Here is an 18,302-nt window from a genome sequence, read left to right as displayed (position 1 = left end):
GCCTTGCCCTGACTGCGGCGAGCCAATGACCAACCTACCCAGCCTAAACATGCGTCAGTGCGCTACAGGCTGCAAAGAGAAGTTCGACTGGAAGCTGGCCGAGGGTCAGACGCCATTGCTCACGGATAGCCGGGATAGGGGGATGCAGGCATGAGTGCAGCAGAACAGTTCTGGGTCGTGATTTTCCTCGCGCTCGTTACCGTCCTGATCGCAGGCCACTTCATTGATCGGCGCCGCAAGCGCTCCATCGAGGAGTTCGAGCAGAAGCGCCGCGAACGGAAGACAGAAGTAGAGCGGGCAGCGAGAAAAGCGCTATGACGATCGAGCGCAAACAACCCAAGCCAAAGACCTGCAAGAACCCAGCATGCAGGGCCACATTCGTCCCGCAGCGCCTCGGGCAGGCCGTGTGCAGTCCGAAGTGCGGCCTGGCCATCAAGGACGTTAACCAAACCAAAGCCCGCAAGGCCCTGGCGGATGTTGGGCGCCGGGACATCGAGGTTCGTAAGGAAGCCCTCAAGACCAGGTCGGACCACATGAAGGACGCAGAGAAGGCCGTGCGCGACTACCGGCGCACCTACGAGCTGAGCATCGGCAGCGGCTGCATCAGTTGCGGCGAATCGCAGGAATCGATCATTGCGGCCCAAGGCTGGAAGACCGGCGGCGCATTTGATGCAGGGCACTTCATGGGGAAGGGCGCCCGGCCAGAGTTAAGGCTGGTGCCCAGCAATATTTGGTTGCAGTGCAAGAGCTGTAATGCCGGTTCGTCCAAGTACGCCCGAAAGGGCCAAACGGTTTCGCAGGCGTTCCGGGAAGGGCTGATCGGCCGCATCGGCCTGGAGGCTGTAGAGGCGCTGGAAGCCGACCACGCGCCGCGCAAGGAGACCATAGAGCAACTGAAAACCATCACCGCCGAGTGCCGGGCAAAGACCAGAGAACTGAAAAAGGGGCAGGTAGCATGATTTATTCGAGCGTATCAGGAGCGGTCGTTGCAGCGCTTGCCGCTGGTGAGAAGGGCGCATCTAAGGGGCAGGCATGGCAGAAGCTCTACAACCCCAGCGAAGCGGATGGCGGCTGCCTTGCATCACTCTCTTCTGGTAGCGGTGATTTGGACCGAGCCCAGGTTGACTATTGGCTGGCTGCTCGACTGCACCACATGCTCAAGCCTCGCCACTGGGACGTGCTGGGGGCTAAGTACAGCACTGGCCGTGCCAGGCGGTTGCAGGCGATCACCGGCATCATCCCTCTGGTGCCTAGCCCCGCACCAGCGCTGTTCGTACATAAGGCCGTCACCACTTGGTCGATCCCGAAGATGAAAGGAGCAAAGCGGAAAGGGCCAACATCGGTAACGGTGGAAATCCCTCTTGAGGTCGATGACTCTCGCCGCGATAAATTGATCGGCGCAGCGATTGCAGCCGGGAAGTCGGAGCGCGCAAGGCTTGAGGCGCTGGATCAGGATCTGATCGTCCTGCCTGACAGCTTTTACGACATGAATACTTGGGATATCGATGCGGCGCCCGAGTCAACCCGATATCGCTGGAGAGACGGAATCAAGAAAGAGCTCAACTTGATGGTCAAGGAAGCGCTCGCAGAGGTTCGGTTGATTCTTGAAGAGGAAGGCCTTTTAGTTCAGGACGCGGCATAGCTATTGACAACAGTGAGAAAGTGAGAGAAATTATACCCATCCTGTCATTCCTGCGTGTGTAGGACTGACTAAAAAGAAACCGGCCACTGCGCCGGGTTTTTATTGCCTTGAATCCAACCTTCTGGAGGTGTACGTGAAGCTGAAAGCCAAAGGCAATCTGCTGGAGCGCGCCAGAACGGCTTGGGAGGCGGTAGCACGCCAGGTTGGTGAGACCGACTTCTCGCGTAACCCACAAACTGGCGAATACCTACATCCTGGTGTAGCCATGGGCTGGCGCATCCACAAGAAGAATCTGTAGATTTACCTGCAGCCAGGGCAGCCCTCGGGAGGCCTGGACGCTGATAAGCCGGTAGTGCAGCGCTACGGAAAAACACCGGCAGCCCGCGCGCCCTGACCTCACTGTGCTTCCAGGGTGGCGCGAGACAGGAGCAGCGAGATCGATGCACTTGGGTGTCGACGCCGGGAAGGTCTTTGGCTGGCAGCGTGGGAAGACACGCGCACCTATTCAGGGCCTCGACATTGATCGGGGCCTTCTTGTTTTCGGCCCCGCCACACCCTTCGCTCTGAGCTGGGAGTGCCGCCGGGGCTGATCTATTCATGATGGAGTATCCAATGGCAGAACCAACGAGCACTGCCGCCGGCGTATTGCTGGTGAAGTACGGCATGGTCATGGCTGCTTTCATCGGTTCCATCCTGTCCCTTGGTTTTCTGAAAGACCTTACCCGGGGCCAGGCGGCAACCGCTGTAGCCACTGGCTTCGGGTTTTCGGTATACCTGACGCAGCCAGTGACGTTATGGCTTGCCCCCAAGCTCGACCTTGCTGTGAATGATGACCTGTTGTGTGGCGTGGCATTCGTGCTCGGCCTGACAGCGATGAACATCATTCCAGCCATGAAGGCAGCAATGGGCGCGTTCGTAACGGCGCGAGGTGCATAACATGAACAGCATTCTTGTATCTGCGCTGGGCTTGCTTGATGCGGCTCTGTGCCTCGTCGTCGCTCTTGCCGCCTGCGACTACCTGCGGCGGTTGCGACCGATCGATCAGCCATTGCTCAGTGCTGCGTTCTACCTGGTCGCCATCGGCGCCTTCGGTTCATTCGTCACCTCCATGCAAGGCCACTGGGTAAGCCCCATGAGCGCGATGCTCCACGCCGGGATGGTGGCTTATGCCTGGGCTCGTCGTGGGCATGTGTGTGAGATCAGGCCGTAACGCGCGACACGTTTCGCGCATCAGCAAATTGTGTCGCGACACTGGAGCCAGAATGACGACCATTGCCTACAAAGACGGCGTGATCGCCTATGACTCTCGGATCACTCGCGATACCGAAATTGTGTACGACGATTTCCAGAAGTGCCACGAAGAGAAGGGGGTTAAGTTCATCTTCGCCGGCAAGACGAGTCACTACCCGAGATTGGTTGCCGCTTACTTCGGGGCCCCTGAGTCGCGCGATCTGCAGTGCTCGGCCATCGTCGTTGACGCGGACGGGTTGTGGTACGCAGGTAACGATGCAGATGACGGATTCTGGAAAAGCCAGCTGATTGGTGGAAAACCTTACGCAATCGGCAGTGGAGGTCTTCATGCACTCACTGCGATGGACATGGGCGCAACTGCTGCTGAAGCCGTAGAGATGGCAAAGAAGCGGGATACTTGCACCGGCGGACTGGTGAGGACGCTGATCATCAACGAGGGGATGGCTGATGCAAAGACCAATGCCTCAGGCGTCACTGCTTGAGCTGTCAGACCTCTCCGACTTCGGTATCCGCCTGACCCCGGCTCCCGAAGTGTGGGAATGGCTTCAAGCCGAGATCCTTGCCGACACCGGCAGCATTCACAACGAAGACCATGCCCATCTACTGGATGCAGACATCCGGGTCATGTGGGCCTCGTCGAGCTTCGAGAAGCAGGGCCGCACAGTCCTGGGCCAGGCCGAACAGGTAGCGTTCCGCGCTGGCGGCTGGCAGAAAGCACGGATGGAGCAGCAGATGCGTGATTGGTTCGGCGATGTGCCGGCCTTTATCATCACTCTGGCTGCCGACTACTGCGCCCAGTGCAGTGATCTTGAGTTCTGCGCCCTGATCGAACACGAGCTGTATCACCTGGCTCATGCGACCGACAAGTTCGGTCAACCAGCATTCACCCAAGACGGGGCACCGAAGATCAAGCTGCAGGGTCACGACGTCGAAGAGTTCGTCGGTGTGGTCCGCCGCTACGGTGCAAGCCCTGACGTTCAAGCGTTGGTGGATGCTGCAAACAGTCCTGCCGAGGTGGGAAAATTGAACATTGCGAGGGCCTGCGGAACCTGTCTGCTCAGATCGGCCTGATTCTTGACAGGCTCTAGACGGATGAGAATTTATGGCAGTCCTGAAAAATGAGGTGAAGAGCTTCATCGTTCAGGCGCTGGCGTGCTTTGACACCCCCTCCCAAGTGGTGGAAGCCGTCAAGAACGAATACGGGGTTGTGGTAAGTCGCCAGCAGGTCGAGACGCATGACCCGACAAAGTCGGCCGGAAAGGGGCTTGCTGTGAAGTGGGCGACCCTGTTTCACGATACCCGCAAGCGATTCCGAGAAGAGACCGCTGAGATTCCGATCGCCAACCGCGCCTATCGGCTTCGTGGCCTGGGGCGAATGGCTGAGAAGGCCGAGAGCATGCGCAACCTGGCGCTGACCGCTCAGTTGTACGAGCAGGCCGCCAAAGAGGTGGGCGATGTCTACGTGAATCGCCGCCTCGAACCTGAGAAACCTCTGGGCTCCCAAGCGGACCAGCAGCACGCCGTTGCTGAGTACACCCTGGAGCCTGATGAGAATGTCCCCGCTACCCCGTACCTTTGACCCGCCGGTAAAGCTGACGCCCAAGCAGGCCAACATTTACTGCTGGGGGTTCCAGCCTGAGGCCCGTTTCCGCGATGCGGTGTGTGGCCGCCGGTTCGGCAAGACGTTCCTGGGCAAGGCCGAAATGCGCCGTGCTGCCCGTCTGGCTGCTGAGTGGGGCGTGAGTGTTGAGGACGAGATCTGGTATGGCGCACCGACGTTCAAACAGGCCAAGCGCGTGTTCTGGCGTCGACTCAAACAAGCCATCCCTGAGGCGTGGCGTGCGCACCGCCCGAACGAGACGGAATGCTCAATCACGCTCAAATCAGGCCACGTCATGCGCGTGGTGGGGCTCGACAACTACGACAACCTGCGTGGTTCCGGCCTGTTCTTCGTCTTGGTGGATGAATGGGCAGACTGCCCGTGGGCGGCGTGGGAAGAAGTTCTTCGCCCGATGCTCTCGACCTGTCAGTACCAGATCCCTGGCGTCGGGATGCGCAAGGGCGGCCATGCGCTGCGAATTGGCACGCCGAAAGGCTTCAACCACTGCTACGACACTTATCTGGACGGCAAGCCAGGCGGCGAGCCTGATCACAAGAGTTGGCAGTACACATCTTTGCAGGGCGGCAACGTTCCCCCTGAAGAGCTGGAGGCTGCTCGCAGGAAGATGGACCCACGCACCTTCCGGCAAGAGTACGAGGCTGGCTTCGAAAACTACGCCGGTGTCGTTTACTACACGTTCAATCGTGACGAATGCCGAACCAGCGAACGAATCAAACCGGGCGAAGCGCTTCACATCGGCATGGACTTCAACGTCATGAAGATGGCAGCCGTCGTCTATGTAGTGCGTGACAACCTTCCGATGGCCCTGGATGAGTTTCACGGCGTGCGGGACACGCCTGAAATGATCGAGAAGATCCAGGCCCGGTTCCCTGGTCACTCGGTGGCGGTATATCCCGACGCCAGCGGGCAGAACACCAGCAGCAAAAACGCGAGCGAGTCCGACCTTTCGTTACTGAAGAAAGCGAAGTTCACAGTGATCGTCGACTCTACAAACCCGGGCGTGAAAGACCGTGTGAACTCGGTGAACGCTATGTTCCTGAACGCCTACGGCGAGCGTCGCCTGAAGGTCAACATCGATCAATGCCCTCAGCTCACCCTGTGTCTTGAGCGACAGACCTACACCGACAAGGGTGAGCCGGACAAAGATCCGAAAAAGGGTCACGACCACATGAACGACGCTGCTGGTTATTTCATTGCCAAGCGTTATCCGATCAAAGCGATCGTCACCTCTATCAAAATGGGATACGCCCGATGAGCAACGACGTCTCCTTCAAGCGGGCGGAATACATCGAAGCGCTGGGCCGTTGGGCTACCGTTCGCGACGTCTGTGCCGGTCAGCACCGGGTTGTCGATCGGCTCCCGTACATCAACGCGCACGATAAGTCGCCGGAGAACGAAGACAGGAACCGGGCTTACCGCGAGCGGGCGGTGTTCAAGAACGCTACCGGGCACACCCGAAACGGGTTGCTGGGCCTAGCCTTCCACAAAGATCCGACGCTCACGGCGCCGAAGAAACTGGAATACCTGCAGGACAACGCCAACGGTTCTGGCGTCAGCATCTACCAGCACTCCCAGGGCACGCTTGAAAAGGTGCTTGAGGCTGGTCGGCATGGTCTGTACGTCGACTATCACCAGGACGACAGCATCGGCGGGCACTCGGTGATCCTGTCCTACTGTGCCGATGACATCATCAACTGGCGCACGGGAATGGTTAACGGCCATAGCGTGTTGACCCTGGTGGTGCTGCGCGAGTCGCCCGAGATACCTGAAGGCTTTGGTTTCAAGACGGTTGAGCAGTACCGGGAACTGGCGCTGGAAGACGACGGTTTCGTTTGCCGCGTTTGGCGCCGGTCTGGGCCGAAAGGTGGTGGGCCACTGGCAGTCATCGACGAGTTCAAGCCCGAGGGTATAACCGGTCGCCTCAAGGAGATCCCGTTCACCTTCGTCGGCGCACAGAACAACGATCCAAGCATCGACGAGTCGCCGCTCTACGACATCGCCATGATCAACCTGGGCCATTACCGGAACAGTGCCGACTACGAAGATAGCGTTTTCTGGTGTGGGCAGGCCCAGCCGTGGATCAGTGGCTTGGATGAGCAGTGGCGCGACTGGATGGAGAAGAACGGCGTCTATGTCGGCTCCAGGGCGCCAATGATGCTGCCGGCCGGTGGTCAGTTCGGCTACGCGCAGCCATTGCCCAACACACTGGTCAAGGAGGCCATGGCCGACAAAAACCAGATGATGATCGAACTGGGCGCCCGGATGGTGGTGGCGTCTCTTGCTACCAAGACTGCTACGGAGTCCCGCGGCGATCAGTCTGCTTCCACTTCGGTGCTGGCCGGCTGCGTGGCAAACGTCAGCGAGGCTTACACCCGAGCAATCATGTGGTGTTGCGCTTACATGGGCATCGCTGACAAGAAGGTTGCCTACCAGGTGAATCAGGAGTTCGTCGAGCTGACTGCTGATCCGCAGATGATCACGGCCCTGGTCGGCTTGTGGCAGAACGGCGGATTCGCGAAGGCTGACCTTCGGGCCTACCTGCGGAAGCTGGGCCTGATCGCGCCAGAGCGCACTGACCTGCAGATCGACGGCGAATTGCAGGAGCAGGGCGACGGCCTGGGCCTGGACAACGAGGACACACCAAATGGCGGCAAACCAAGCAATCCATGACGCCACCATCCGGCACGCGGTCTTCCTCGAAAAGCTGAAGGCGGGGGAGGTGGGCAAGTTCGCCCCCTTCCTCAAGGAGATCGATCGCTCGATCCGCGACCGGCTGACCCAGTCGGACCTGACCGAGTACAACGTCAAACGCCTTGAGGCGCTGCTGAAAGAGGTGGATAGCCTGCTGCTGGGGATATTCGACCGCTACAGCGCTCAACTCAACCTCGACCTGGTGGACATTGCCAATTACGAGGCTGAGTTCGAGGCGACCAGTCTTGCCAGGTCAGCACCGGTTGGGGTTTCGCTGGACGTGGTCGCCCCGGCGGCTGCGACAATCCGAACCGCAGTGCTGACGAATCCACTCAGCGTGCGCGGCACCGGCGGCGGGAAGCTGCTGAAGTCCTTCATCAAGGGTTGGACCGGCGCCGAGCGAGAGCGCGTCACCGGCACGATTCGGCAGGGTTTCTTCGAGGGGCAGACGAACTTCCAGATCATCCGCAACATTCGCGGCACTAAGGCGGCAGGCTACAAAGACGGCATCCTGGCGACCACCAATCGCAACGCCAGCACTGTCGTGCACACCGCGATTCAGCATGTGTCGTCCCAGGCGCGCATGGAGGTGGCCAAGGCCAACACTGACATCGTGGAAGAAATCCAGATGGTGGCCACGCTGGACAGCAAAACCAGTCAGCTTTGCCGCTCTATGGACAAGCGCAAGTTTCCGGTGGATTCCGGCCCAAGGCCGCCATTCCACCCGAACTGCCGCACTACCTTCATTCTCCTGACCAAGCTCAGCGCGATGTTCGCCAAGGGCGCAACGCGTGCCTCGGTGGGCGCAGACGGCGGCCAGCAGGTCAGTGCTGACATCGATTACTACCACTGGCTCCAGCAGCAGCCGGCTGCGTTCCAGGACGTTGCTATCGGCCCAGTCCGGGCCAAGCTGTTCCGGGAGGGTGGGCTGACCATGGAGCGATTTGCAGAGCTGCAGCTTGATCGCAACTTCGCGCCGCTGACCTTGGTGCAGATGAAAGGACTAGAGCCGCTGGCTTTTGAGCGAGCAGGCATAAATTAACCAGGAGATACCCATGACTCAGCTCTTTATCGGAACCAAAATTATTCTGGCCTTGGCGATGACTCGTCTCGCTTACAACGAGTATCGAGGCTGGACATTGCCTGCTGACGAGAACGGCGCAGACGACGGCTATCTGGTTGAGTACACCGACGGTGGCGCATCCAACCACCCAGACCATGCGGGTTACATCAGTTGGTCACCCAAGGCTCAGTTCGATAACGCCTATCGTCCGACTGCCGGCATGAGCTTCGGTCTTGCGGTTGAAGCCTTGAAGCTGGGCAAGCGCGTTTCGCGTGTCGGCTGGAATGGCAAGGGCATGTGGTTGAAACTTGTTCCGGCAGACCTTGCTGACACAGTTTCGTTTCAGCATGAAGCGCTGCGCCCTCTCCCGTGGATTGGCATGAAAACAGCCGATCAGTGCTTTGTTCCATGGCTTGCCTCGCAAACCGATGTGCTCGCCGATGACTGGCAATTGATCGACTGATTGAACTGAATTCACCAAGCCGGCCCTGAGCCGGTTTTTTATTGCCTGCAAAGCGGGCGAAACATACCCAAGGGGTGCATCAACGTGGCAGAAGAAAACGAAATCGACCTGGAAAACCCGGCAATCAAGGCCGCTATCGCGACTGCCGTTGAAGCATCCGTTTCCGGACTGAAAACCAAGAACTCGGAACTGCTGGGCAAGCTGAAGGAAACCTCCGGCAAGCTGACCCAGTTCGAAACCCAGTTCGAAGGCATCGACATCGACGCCGTCAAAGGCCTGCTCAGCCGCGCCGGACAGGATGAAGAAACCAAGCTGCTGACCGAGGGCAAGGTTGACGAGGTGTTCAATAAGCGCACCGAGCGCTTGCGTGGTGAGCACGACAAGCAACTGAAGACGCTCGCCGGTCGCGCTGAGAAGGCTGAAGCCTTCGCCGCCAAGTTCCAGGGCAAAGTCCTGGGCGACTCGGTGCGTGGTGCAGCACTGAAGGCCGGCGCACTGCCGGAAGCCACCGACGACATCATCTTGCGCGCCAAAGGCGTGTTCTCTCTGAACGAAGAGGGCGAAGCGGTCGCTGTCGATGAGCATGGCCAGACCATCCTCGGCAAAGACGGCAAGACCCCTCTGACTCCGCTCGAATGGGCCGAGTCTCTGCGCGAAAGCGCACCCCACCTGTGGCCAAGGGCTTCAGGGACACATGCCCCGGGCGGGGGCGGCGGCCAGGCTGCATCCAAGCGCTCCGAAATGACCTCCGAGCAGAAGCGCGATTTCCAGCGCAAGCACGGCCAAACCGCATATCTCGCATTGCCCAAGTAAGGGGAAATACCCATGGCTACAACTGTCAACAGCGACCTGATCATCTACAACGATGAGGCGCAAACTGCATACCTGGAGCGCATTCAGGACAACTTGGACGTGTTTAACGCTTCGTCCAACGGCGCAATCGTCCTCGACAACGAACTGATCCAAGGCGACTTCCGCAAGCGCGCGTTCTACAAGCTCGGGGGTGGCCTGGAACACCGCGATGTGAACTCCGACGGCAAGGTCACCGCCAAGAAAATCGGCGCTGGCGAAGCTGTAGGCGTCAAGGCTCCATGGAAATACGGCCCGTACCAAACCACCGAAGAGGCGTTCAAGCGTCGCGGTCGTGCGGTAGATGAGTTCTCCCAAATCATCGGCGCCGACGTCGCTGACGCTACCATCGAAGGCTTCATTGAGTACGCCACCGGCGCGCTCAAGGCTGCCATCGGTTCCAACGCCGCAATGGTGGTGTCTGCCAACATCGAAACCGACGGCAAGAAGACGCTGACCCGTGGCATGCGCAAATTCGGTGACAAGTTCGGTCGCATCGCGCTGTGGGTCATGCACTCGTCGGCCTACTTCGACATCGTTGATGAAGCGATTGCGAACAAAGTCTACGAAGAAGCGGGCGTCGTTATCTACGGCGGCCTGCCTGGCACCCTGGGTAAGCCGGTGCTGGTGACCGACAAGGCGCCAGTGGATGCGATCTTCGGCCTGCTGCCGAATGCCGTGGTCATCACCGAATCACAGGCCCCGGGTTTCCGCTCGTACGACGTGAACGACGAGGAAAACCTGGCTATCGGTTACCGCGCCGAGGGTACCGTCAACATCGATGTGTTGGGTTACAGCTGGAAGGAAACCACCGGCGGCACCAACCCAACCCTGGCGGCCGTCGGCTCCGCGGCGAACTGGGTCAAGCACTCGGACAGCAACAAGGTCACCGCCGGCGTGATGATCAACCTCACCACCACGCCACCAGTCGGCGTCTGATAACCACCCCAGGAAGCGGCCAGCGATGGCCGCCACGGAGATTCCGATGGAACTCGTTTATACAAACCAGCTTGACGGCTTTGAGCCTGGCAAGCGTTACCGCGTCCCGGGCCTATTCCGCAGTATTGAGCGCAATGCAACGGCAGTGACCGTGGTAGGTGACTATCCCGAAATCGTCACGGCATACGAAGATGCTGGCGTCGATGTTGGGGTGGTTGCGTTGCCAGAGCCTGTTGTTGTCGGCACGCAGGCGGCGGTATCTGGAGGACTGTCTAAGTTGCTTGCCGCTCTGCAAGACGAGAGTGGCGCAATGGTTCTGCTGGTCGACGGCCTGGAGGCTGGCGAAATCCACCGTCCAGAGTCTGGGGAACTGGCGTTACGCCTGTTTGATGTGCTGGGCACCATTCATGCTTCGGTTGGTGAGTTGACCACTGAACGTGACGGCCTGGCCTTGACTGTCGACGCGCTGCGCGCCGAGGTTGAAGCGCTGAAGAAGTCTGCTCTCACGCCGCCAGCTGATGAGGCCGGTGAAATCTCGGCGCTGAAAGCAAAGCTCGACGAAGCCAAGATTCAGTATCGGGGCAACGCCTCCAAAGAATCCCTGGAAAAGCTCGTCGCCGAGCTGACCAAGGAGTAATACTGCTGGCTGTCGGTCACCCGGCGGCCAATCTACAAACCATTCCAGCGAGTTGACGCATGACACTCATCATCGAGGACGGTACCGGCAAGCCTGACGCCGAAAGCTACGCGAGCGCCGAGGACCTGGCCCTGTATGCCGTGAAATTCGGCACGGTCATCCCCGCAAGTGTTCCCGAGCAGGAAGCGCTGCTGCGCCGGGCTGCCTTGGCGATGGATGGCAAGACTTGGAAAGGCCGCAAGATGAGCAGCGAGCAAGCCCTGTCCTGGCCGCGTCGGGGGGTTGAGCTGGACTGCCAGATCAAGCCAGACAACTACCTGCCGGCGCGAATCCAGTACGGCCAGATGGCCCTGGCCGCAGAGATCCATCAGGACGACATCGACCCAATCGACAAGCGCAAAGGTGCTGTAACGCTGGAGCGTGTCGAAGGCGCGGTAACACGCGAGTACGCCACGATTTCCAACACCAGCGGTCGACTGTTGCCGGCGGCGCCGGATCGACCGAGCGCTACCCAGTTTGCCGACTACCTACAAAAGCGCGGGCTGTTCGCAATCCGCGCATAGCAGCAACGGAGACCACTATGGCCACCTTCTACGACGAAATGGCCGTGATGGCTCTGGAGATGATCACAGAGTTCGGCCAGCCCGTGACCATCAGCAAGACGGAGTCGGGCGAGTACGACCCTGAGACGGGCGGGGATGCGCCGGGGGCAACTGTCGAACAGATCGCCCAAGGCATCCTGCTCGACTTCACCGGCCAAGAATTCCAGAACAACAGCCTCATCAAACAGGGCGACAAGAAGCTCAAGATCGCCGCGCAGGGATTGGCGTGGGTGCCTGGCCTGCTCGACAAAGTGGTTGCTCAGGGTCGTACCTGGTCAATCGTGCCGCCGCTGAAAGAGGTCAACCCTGCCGGTACGCCGATCCTGTATGAGTTGCAGGTGCGGTCATGACGAACAAGTACGCGAGCATGAACGGTAGCTTCGCCGAGAACATTCGCGACTTCGCCGAGCGCGCGAAGGGTGGTATCGACGCGACCATCCGAGAGATCGTCATCGAGATCGGCAGCAGCGTTATCCGCATGTCACCGGTGGGCAATCCTGAAATATGGGCCGCGAACGTAGCTCACCGCGAGACCAACGCCCGCGCAGCCGACGACTACGACTTCAAGGTCGCAGTCCGCAACACGATCATCAACCTCAACGAGTCGAATTTCACGAAGGCAGGCAAACTGCGGCGCGGCGTGAAATATGCCAAACCCCTGACAAAGACAGAGCGCGACCAGAACTTCAATGTGAATGGCCTGGTAGCGGGCAAGGATTACGTCGGCGGGAGGTTTCGCGGGAATTGGCAGTTTTCCATCGGCACACCCGCAGAAGGCACGATTGATCAGGTCGACCCTGCCGGCGGTGTAACGCTGGCCAAGCTTAAGCTGCAGGTGGAGTCGCTCACAGCAGGACAAACTGCCTATATCGTGAACAACTTGCCCTACGCGATCCCGCTGGAGTTCGGCCATTCAACCCAGGCCCCCGGCGGCATGGTTCGGGTAACCGTGGCTCGCTTTCAGCAGATCGTGCTGGAGGCCATCAGGAACAACCAGGTATGAAGTTCGAAGACGTGCCGGTTCGCCCGGTGATGCGCTACACGCTATGCGAGTGCGGCGGAAGGCTGGTGCAAGTCGAAAGCGCCCCGGTACTGCTGTCGTTTCCTGCGCAGTATCTGCACCAGTGCGCCCTCTGCGGTCGACAGCAAAGCTTGCGTGGCGTATCGCCTGCGCTTGTGTACGAGGTGGCCTGATGTCGCACGCAATCATAGCCTCGATCTACGAGGCCAAGCTCATCGCCTGGAACGCTGCCAGGTCGGACAAGCTCAAGATAGTTTTCGAGAACACGGCCTACTCGCCAGCGGCAGGCGAGACCTACCTGCGGGCTTTCACTATCCCGGGCGACACCGCGAGCAACACGCTCGGCGGCGATCACCGGCTGTTCACCGGCGTGTTCCAGGTCAGCATCATCGCGCCGGCGGGCACCGGCAAGACCAAGACGAATCCGATAGCAGCAGAGTTGATCGCACTGTTTCCGCTGTACGCCAGAGACACGAAGGGGGCGCTCACCGTGGTGACCATGTTGCCTGTTGACCCAGGACCGGGCATTACCGGTGATTCCACGTACACCGTACCGGTTTCGTTCTCGTACCGATCCGACACCGACTGATCCCGCCCATTGGGCAAAACCACGAACCCGCCATCGAGCGGGTTTTTTCATATCTGCAAAGAGGAAATACCAATGGCTGGCATTCAAATGCCCAACGGCGCAACGTTCGAAATTGCTTCCGCTTACGGTACGGCAATCCCGTTCACCACGCTGAGCAACGCGAACCCGGCGGTGGCCTCAGCTTTGGCGCATGGCCTGGCCGAAGGTGACATCATCGCCGTGAACTCCGGCTGGACCCGTCTCGACGGTCGCGCTGTTCGGGTGGCGGACATTGCCAGCGGCACTTTCGCACTGGGCGGCGTGAACACCACCAACGTGCAGCAATACCCAGCAGGCTCAGGCGTCGGTTCTGCGCGCGAAGTGACCTCGTTCACCGAGATCTCGCAGATCACCGAACTGAACTCCACCGGTGGCGATCAGCAGTTCCTGACTTACGGTTTCATGGCTGACGATGATGATCGGCAGATGCCGACCACCAAGAACCCGATCACGCTTTCCATCACGGTCGCGGACGATCCTTCCAAGCCCTATGTCGATGCCTGCGAAGCTGCGGACGATGATAAACAGCCCCGCGTTCTGCGCCTGAACCTGCCGGGCGGCAGCAGCATCGTTTACAACGGATACGTGTCGATTACGTCGACTCCGACCATGTCGCGTAACAACTTGATGACTCGCGTTATCAGCATTGCACTGACCGGTCGTCCAGCCCGCTACGCAGCGGTGGTGTAACCCATGGCCAAGTTCAAAATCGCCCAAAACCCCACGTTCAAAGCAGTCGTAGATATTCCGCGTGTCGGCGGCGCGGTGATCCAGGTGCCGTTTGAGTTCAAGTACCGGAACCGCAAGGAGTTGGCAGCTCTGTTTGCTGGCTGGCAGGAGAAAGTTAAGGAAGATCAGGAGGCTTTCAAAGCAAAAGCGGACGACCTGACGCTGATCGACATCACCGATGCCGACATTGAGCGACAAGTAGAGCAGGTCGAAGCGCTTGTTGAGAGCTGGGGGTTTGACGACAAGCTTTCTCAAGACTCCATTCGTGCATTGGTGCAGACATCGGCCGGTGCCGGGGAGGCAATTGTGGCCGCTTATCAAGCTGCTTACGCGCCGGTCCGCTCGGGAAACTGACCAGGGTCGCACGCCTGATGTATCAGCGAGGACCGTCAGATGCAGATCTCGCGGTCTTCGGCTTGATGGCTTCCGACATTCCTGAAGAGGACTGCGATGTGCTGGCTGACAACTGGCCATCCTTCGTTCTCTTCAATGCCATGTACACCCAATGGCGCACCGGAATGGGTGGGGCGTGCGGCCTCGACTACACGGCGCTACAAGACGTTGCCGAGCTCATCGGCATGAAGAAAAAACAACTCAGAGAGATCTTCCCCGACCTTCAAGTAATGGAGGCCGAGGCGTTGCTCGTCATGTCTGAGCAATCGAAATAATGGAGCACTCATGTCTACGATCGCTGAGCTTGGCATTGCGGTAAATTCAGGCGAAGCGGTCAAGGCCACCTCCGACCTGGAGAATCTCGCGCAGGCCGGCGCCAAGGCTGAGAAAGCGGCTGATGGTGTGTCTGCCGGCTTCGACAAGGCCGCGACCGCAACGGCGGACTTGTCGGCGTCTGAGCGCAAGCTTTCCGAGACGCTCGACGAGGCCAAGGCTCGCCTTCTGGCAACGGCGAAGGCCTCCCTGGAGTCGAGCGAGTATTACCAGCGCCTGACCACCAGCGTAAATACCAATGCTTCCGCTATGGAGTCGTCGGGATCGTCGGTAAGCAGCCTGGCAGCGCTTCAGAGGCGCTTGCAGGCTGAATCGGATGCGCTTGTCGGCTCGACTGATCGTCAGGCCGAAGCAACAAGGGGTGCAGCGGCGGCAACGGGCGTTCAAGCCGAGGGCTTGCAAGCGCTCCTCGCCAAGATCAATCCGACCGTAGCTGCTTACGAAAAGCTCGATCAGCAGCAGGAACTTCTAAAGCAGCACTTGAAAGCTGGGAACATCGATTCCGACCAGTTCAAGTCTTACTCGCGAGACATTGAGACTACTCGTAATAGCCTCAAGGGGTTCGACGACGGGCTAGGCAAGACGGGCGCTTCCGCGAAGCAGACCCGGGAAGCACTGCGTCAGCTCCCTTCGCAGTTCACCGACATCTTCACCAGCCTGGCCGCCGGCCAGAACCCGCTGTTGGTGCTGATCCAGCAAGGCGGGCAGATCAAGGATTCGTTCGGCGGCATTGGCCCGACGATGGATGCGCTCAAGGACAAGTTCCGTTCTTTGTTCTCCGGTGGTGCTGGTGCGGCCGTGCTGGGGGAATCCCTGGCGGGTATTGCCTCTGGTGCGAAAGACACGGCTGAAAGTGCAGGTGAGGCGAGCGAAAGCCTGTCTGATCTGGCTGAAAGCTCGAACACAGCAGCGGAGGCCGCTGAGAACGCACAGAAAGCATATGGTGCACTCCCGCCGTCCGTTACCGGTGCATCCATAAGCATCATGGGCATGGTCGCGGCAGTTGCTGCGGCCGCTGCTGTCGTAGGCGTTCTGATTTATGGCTACAACAAAGGCAGCCAGGAGGCTGATGAATTCAATAAGGCGCTGATCCTGACCGGCAACTATGCCGGCACATCAGCCAGCCAGCTGGCGAATCTAGCCCAGCAAGTCGCGGCAACGAATGGCACCACTGGCGAGGCTGCCGCATCTCTGGCCAAGCTTGCCGGGAGCGGTGTAATCGCCGGTGAAAGCTTTGGAACTATCGCCGAAGCCGCGGCTGCCATGGAGGACGCCACCGGTAAATCGGTCGATGCCACTATTGCTGAGTTCGTCAAGATCGCCAAGGATCCGGTGGCGGCCGCAAAGGAACTGAACAATCAGTACCACTTTCTGACGGCTTCGGTTTACGAGCAGATTGTTGCACTGAAGGATCAGGGCAACGAGATCGGCGCGACCAAGTTACTCACCGACACCTATGCGGAAACAGTTAAAAACCGCTCAGCCGAAATAACGCAGAACTTGGGCTACATAGAGCGCGCATGGAGGGGGGTAAAGGACGGGGCTGCCGGCGCGCTGGATGCAACACTGAGCATAGGGCGCCAGATCACTCTCGCGCAGCAGGCTCAGAATCTCGAAAGGAAGCTTGCAAACCCCAGTTCGTACTCCTCGCTCCCGATTATGGGAGAAGACAATCCAGACATGATGGAGGTCGGCAATACCCGCGAGGAGGATGAGAAAAGGCTAGAGCTTCTCAAGACCTACATGGAGATCGAGAAGAGGCAAGGTGCTTACCTCAGTGATATCCGGAAGTCAGAAGAAGCTGCTGCGGATGGTATGGACCTTATCCGCCGCGAGTCATTGTCTGCTCAGTCTCAAGTTGAGAAGCTTCAGAAAAAACTGGTGGATCTCGACAAGGCCCGCCAAAAGAATATCGACAACAACAGTTATTCGCCTGAGCTTCAAAAACAGTATGAAAGCGCAACTACTGGCGTTAACAAGCAAATTGCTGACGCCAAGAAAAAGGCGGGCGGTTCCGCCGGCGCAGTAGATCTAACCGCCTTCAATGATGCCCAAAACGCGCTTAAGGGTATTCAGGGCGAGTACGCCAACACCTTCAAGCAGTTGGACGCGGCGCAGAAGGCCGGACTGATTTCGCAGGCTGATTACGCTACACAGCGTGCAGTTCTGATCAGAGCTGAAAAGGACGAGGTAACCTCTGCCTACGAGGCCGAGATTTCCGCACTGGAGGCGGCCAAGTCCAAGAAAAGCACCACGGGCGAGCAGCAGATCCAGCTGGACCAGAAGATCGCTGATGCGCGTACCAATATGGTCAAGGCGCAGAAGGATGCCGACAGTCAGCTTGAGGTGCTGGCAATCGCCGAGAAAGGGCGAGTCGACAAGCAAACGTTAAACATCAATCGGTATATCGAGGCGCTCGGCGAGCAACAGAAAGCCTTGGCGCTTGCCGGTCAGCGTGCAGTTGTCGGTGTAGGGCAGGGGGATCGACAGAACGCGCTGTATGGCGAACTGAACGGCCAGCAGGACAACTATGCCAAGCAGGTTCGCGAGCTTGAAAGCCAGCAGTCTGACCCATCACGGAAGATGGACCCCGAAGAGTTCAATCGAAAATCTCAGGCCCTCGCAGACGCGAACAAAAAGGCCACCGACCAGATCCGGCAGAACTACGCGGACGTGGAAGCGGCGCAGGGTGATTGGACGAAAGGTGCTACATCGGCCTGGGCCAACTATCTGGATTCGGCGCAGAACGTTGCCGGCCAGACCAAGGCCTTGTTCGGCAACGCCTTCAGCTCTATGGAGGATGCGGTCGTCAACTTCGCCATGACTGGAAAGCTGTCGTTTGCTGACTTCACCAAGTCGATCCTGGCAGACATGGCGCGCATTGCTACTCGGCAGGCAGCCTCCGGGATTCTCAGCTCCCTGGTCGGGCTCGGAGTTTCGGCGGCGGGGGCGTACTTCGGAAGCGCGCCCACGTCAGCTGGCTCAACATCGGCGGGCTACAGTCCCGAAGCTTTGGCCGGTTGGTCTGGTGTTACCCAGGCCAAAGGTGGCGCCTGGTCTGGTGGTGTGCAGATGTTCGCCGACGGCGGCGCCTTCACCAATTCGGTTGTGAGCAAGCCCACTGCATTCGGTATTGCTAATGGCAAGACCGGCGTTATGGGCGAGGCAGGGGATGAGGCAATCATGCCGCTGACCCGCACCGCCAACGGCAAGCTGGGCGTCATGTCCGTCGGCGGCGCCGGTGGCGGGACTTCGGTAAGCCTCAGCATGCCGATCATGGTTATGACGGACGAAGAATCGGGCAAGCCAGACGGCGCCGAACTCGACACGGAGCTCTTCCAGCGAAACATGCAAGAGCGGATGCGCACCGTTGCAAAAGAAGAGATCGCCAAGTCTTGGCGCCAAGGCGGCGTGAGCAGCCGAAACGTAAAAGGATGATT

At 59.2% G+C, this 18,302-nt stretch carries 25 protein-coding genes; all 25 read left to right on the top strand.

The annotated features are described in order from the left end of the window. Positions 1–150 precede the first annotated feature (150 nt). A complete protein-coding gene (locus FQ182_RS29740; protein ID WP_178114444.1) occupies positions 151–318 on the top strand; it encodes a hypothetical protein in 168 nt (55 codons plus the stop codon). Next, a complete protein-coding gene (locus tag FQ182_RS13140) occupies positions 315–959 on the top strand; it encodes a recombination protein NinG (RefSeq protein WP_149411858.1) in 645 nt (214 codons plus the stop codon). The genes FQ182_RS29740 and FQ182_RS13140 overlap by 4 nt, the downstream gene beginning before the upstream one ends. Then, positions 956–1,642 carry a hypothetical protein gene (locus tag FQ182_RS13135; RefSeq protein WP_149411859.1) on the top strand — a complete coding sequence of 229 codons (687 nt, stop codon included), beginning with the start codon at positions 956–958 and terminating at the stop codon, positions 1,640–1,642. Before FQ182_RS13140 ends, FQ182_RS13135 begins: the two co-directional genes overlap by 4 nt. A gap of 133 nt (positions 1,643–1,775) precedes the next feature. Next, a complete protein-coding gene (locus FQ182_RS29735; protein ID WP_178114443.1) occupies positions 1,776–1,940 on the top strand; it encodes a hypothetical protein in 165 nt (54 codons plus the stop codon). Between the two features lie 314 nt (positions 1,941–2,254). Next, positions 2,255–2,578 (top strand): peptidase M48, Ste24p, encoded by a 324-nt coding sequence (locus FQ182_RS13130; RefSeq protein ID WP_149411860.1) that lies wholly within the window; start codon positions 2,255–2,257, stop codon positions 2,576–2,578. A gap of 1 nt (position 2,579) precedes the next feature. Continuing rightward, positions 2,580–2,852, top strand: coding sequence for a hypothetical protein (locus tag FQ182_RS13125; RefSeq protein ID WP_149411861.1), 273 nt, complete (start codon positions 2,580–2,582; stop codon positions 2,850–2,852). Between the two features lie 52 nt (positions 2,853–2,904). Then, complete coding sequence (locus tag FQ182_RS13120) at positions 2,905–3,375, top strand: proteasome subunit beta (RefSeq protein WP_149411862.1); 471 nt, start codon at positions 2,905–2,907, stop codon at positions 3,373–3,375. After that, positions 3,341–3,964 (top strand): putative metallopeptidase, encoded by a 624-nt coding sequence (locus FQ182_RS13115; protein WP_149411863.1) that lies wholly within the window; start codon positions 3,341–3,343, stop codon positions 3,962–3,964. Before FQ182_RS13120 ends, FQ182_RS13115 begins: the two co-directional genes overlap by 35 nt. A 31-nt stretch (positions 3,965–3,995) precedes the next feature. Further along, complete coding sequence (locus tag FQ182_RS13110) at positions 3,996–4,472, top strand: DUF2280 domain-containing protein (protein ID WP_149411864.1); 477 nt, start codon at positions 3,996–3,998, stop codon at positions 4,470–4,472. Then, positions 4,447–5,769 carry a terminase gene (locus FQ182_RS13105; RefSeq protein ID WP_149411865.1) on the top strand — a complete coding sequence of 441 codons (1,323 nt, stop codon included), beginning with the start codon at positions 4,447–4,449 and terminating at the stop codon, positions 5,767–5,769. Before FQ182_RS13110 ends, FQ182_RS13105 begins: the two co-directional genes overlap by 26 nt. Then, a complete protein-coding gene (locus tag FQ182_RS13100) occupies positions 5,766–7,184 on the top strand; it encodes a DUF4055 domain-containing protein (protein WP_149411866.1) in 1,419 nt (472 codons plus the stop codon). Before FQ182_RS13105 ends, FQ182_RS13100 begins: the two co-directional genes overlap by 4 nt. Beyond that, a complete protein-coding gene (locus tag FQ182_RS13095) occupies positions 7,159–8,247 on the top strand; it encodes a minor capsid protein (protein WP_149411867.1) in 1,089 nt (362 codons plus the stop codon). Before FQ182_RS13100 ends, FQ182_RS13095 begins: the two co-directional genes overlap by 26 nt. Positions 8,248–8,260: 13 nt before the next feature. Next, complete coding sequence (locus FQ182_RS30235) at positions 8,261–8,731, top strand: DUF2829 domain-containing protein (RefSeq protein WP_149411868.1); 471 nt, start codon at positions 8,261–8,263, stop codon at positions 8,729–8,731. Between the two features lie 84 nt (positions 8,732–8,815). Then, positions 8,816–9,544 (top strand): hypothetical protein, encoded by a 729-nt coding sequence (locus FQ182_RS13085; RefSeq protein ID WP_048375938.1) that lies wholly within the window; start codon positions 8,816–8,818, stop codon positions 9,542–9,544. A gap of 12 nt (positions 9,545–9,556) precedes the next feature. Next, positions 9,557–10,519: a major capsid protein gene (locus FQ182_RS13080; protein WP_149411869.1), complete on the top strand. Its 963-nt coding sequence runs from the start codon at positions 9,557–9,559 to the stop codon at positions 10,517–10,519. Between the two features lie 46 nt (positions 10,520–10,565). Further along, complete coding sequence (locus tag FQ182_RS13075; protein WP_149411870.1) at positions 10,566–11,156, top strand: hypothetical protein; 591 nt, start codon at positions 10,566–10,568, stop codon at positions 11,154–11,156. Positions 11,157–11,215: 59 nt separating this feature from the next. Beyond that, complete coding sequence (locus tag FQ182_RS13070; RefSeq protein ID WP_149411871.1) at positions 11,216–11,719, top strand: DnaT-like ssDNA-binding protein; 504 nt, start codon at positions 11,216–11,218, stop codon at positions 11,717–11,719. A gap of 17 nt (positions 11,720–11,736) precedes the next feature. Next, a complete protein-coding gene (locus tag FQ182_RS13065; RefSeq protein ID WP_149411872.1) occupies positions 11,737–12,108 on the top strand; it encodes a hypothetical protein in 372 nt (123 codons plus the stop codon). Beyond that, the gene (locus FQ182_RS13060) at positions 12,105–12,761 is read left to right on the top strand and encodes a hypothetical protein (RefSeq protein ID WP_149411873.1); all 657 of its coding nucleotides are present in this window, start codon (positions 12,105–12,107) and stop codon (positions 12,759–12,761) included. The genes FQ182_RS13065 and FQ182_RS13060 overlap by 4 nt, the downstream gene beginning before the upstream one ends. Continuing rightward, positions 12,758–12,952 carry a hypothetical protein gene (locus FQ182_RS13055; RefSeq protein WP_149411874.1) on the top strand — a complete coding sequence of 65 codons (195 nt, stop codon included), beginning with the start codon at positions 12,758–12,760 and terminating at the stop codon, positions 12,950–12,952. The genes FQ182_RS13060 and FQ182_RS13055 overlap by 4 nt, the downstream gene beginning before the upstream one ends. Next, positions 12,952–13,368 carry a phage tail terminator-like protein gene (locus FQ182_RS13050; protein WP_149411875.1) on the top strand — a complete coding sequence of 139 codons (417 nt, stop codon included), beginning with the start codon at positions 12,952–12,954 and terminating at the stop codon, positions 13,366–13,368. Before FQ182_RS13055 ends, FQ182_RS13050 begins: the two co-directional genes overlap by 1 nt. 72 nt (positions 13,369–13,440) lie before the next feature. Then, complete coding sequence (locus FQ182_RS13045; protein ID WP_149411876.1) at positions 13,441–14,097, top strand: phage tail protein; 657 nt, start codon at positions 13,441–13,443, stop codon at positions 14,095–14,097. A gap of 3 nt (positions 14,098–14,100) precedes the next feature. Continuing rightward, positions 14,101–14,490 carry a phage tail assembly chaperone gene (locus FQ182_RS13040; protein ID WP_057712037.1) on the top strand — a complete coding sequence of 130 codons (390 nt, stop codon included), beginning with the start codon at positions 14,101–14,103 and terminating at the stop codon, positions 14,488–14,490. Between the two features lie 17 nt (positions 14,491–14,507). Then, positions 14,508–14,804, top strand: a complete 297-nt coding sequence (locus FQ182_RS13035; RefSeq protein ID WP_057712036.1) for a DUF1799 domain-containing protein — start codon at positions 14,508–14,510, stop codon at positions 14,802–14,804. 10 nt (positions 14,805–14,814) lie between these two features. After that, complete coding sequence (locus FQ182_RS13030) at positions 14,815–18,300, top strand: phage tail tape measure protein (RefSeq protein ID WP_149411877.1); 3,486 nt, start codon at positions 14,815–14,817, stop codon at positions 18,298–18,300. The last annotated feature ends 2 nt before the right edge of the window (positions 18,301–18,302 follow it).

The sequence above is a fragment of the Pseudomonas sp. ANT_H4 genome (genome assembly GCF_008369295.1).
Lineage (GTDB): Bacteria > Pseudomonadota > Gammaproteobacteria > Pseudomonadales > Pseudomonadaceae > Aquipseudomonas.
Note: the sequence above shows the minus strand (reverse complement) of the source record. Positions and strands in the feature narration are given on the sequence as shown.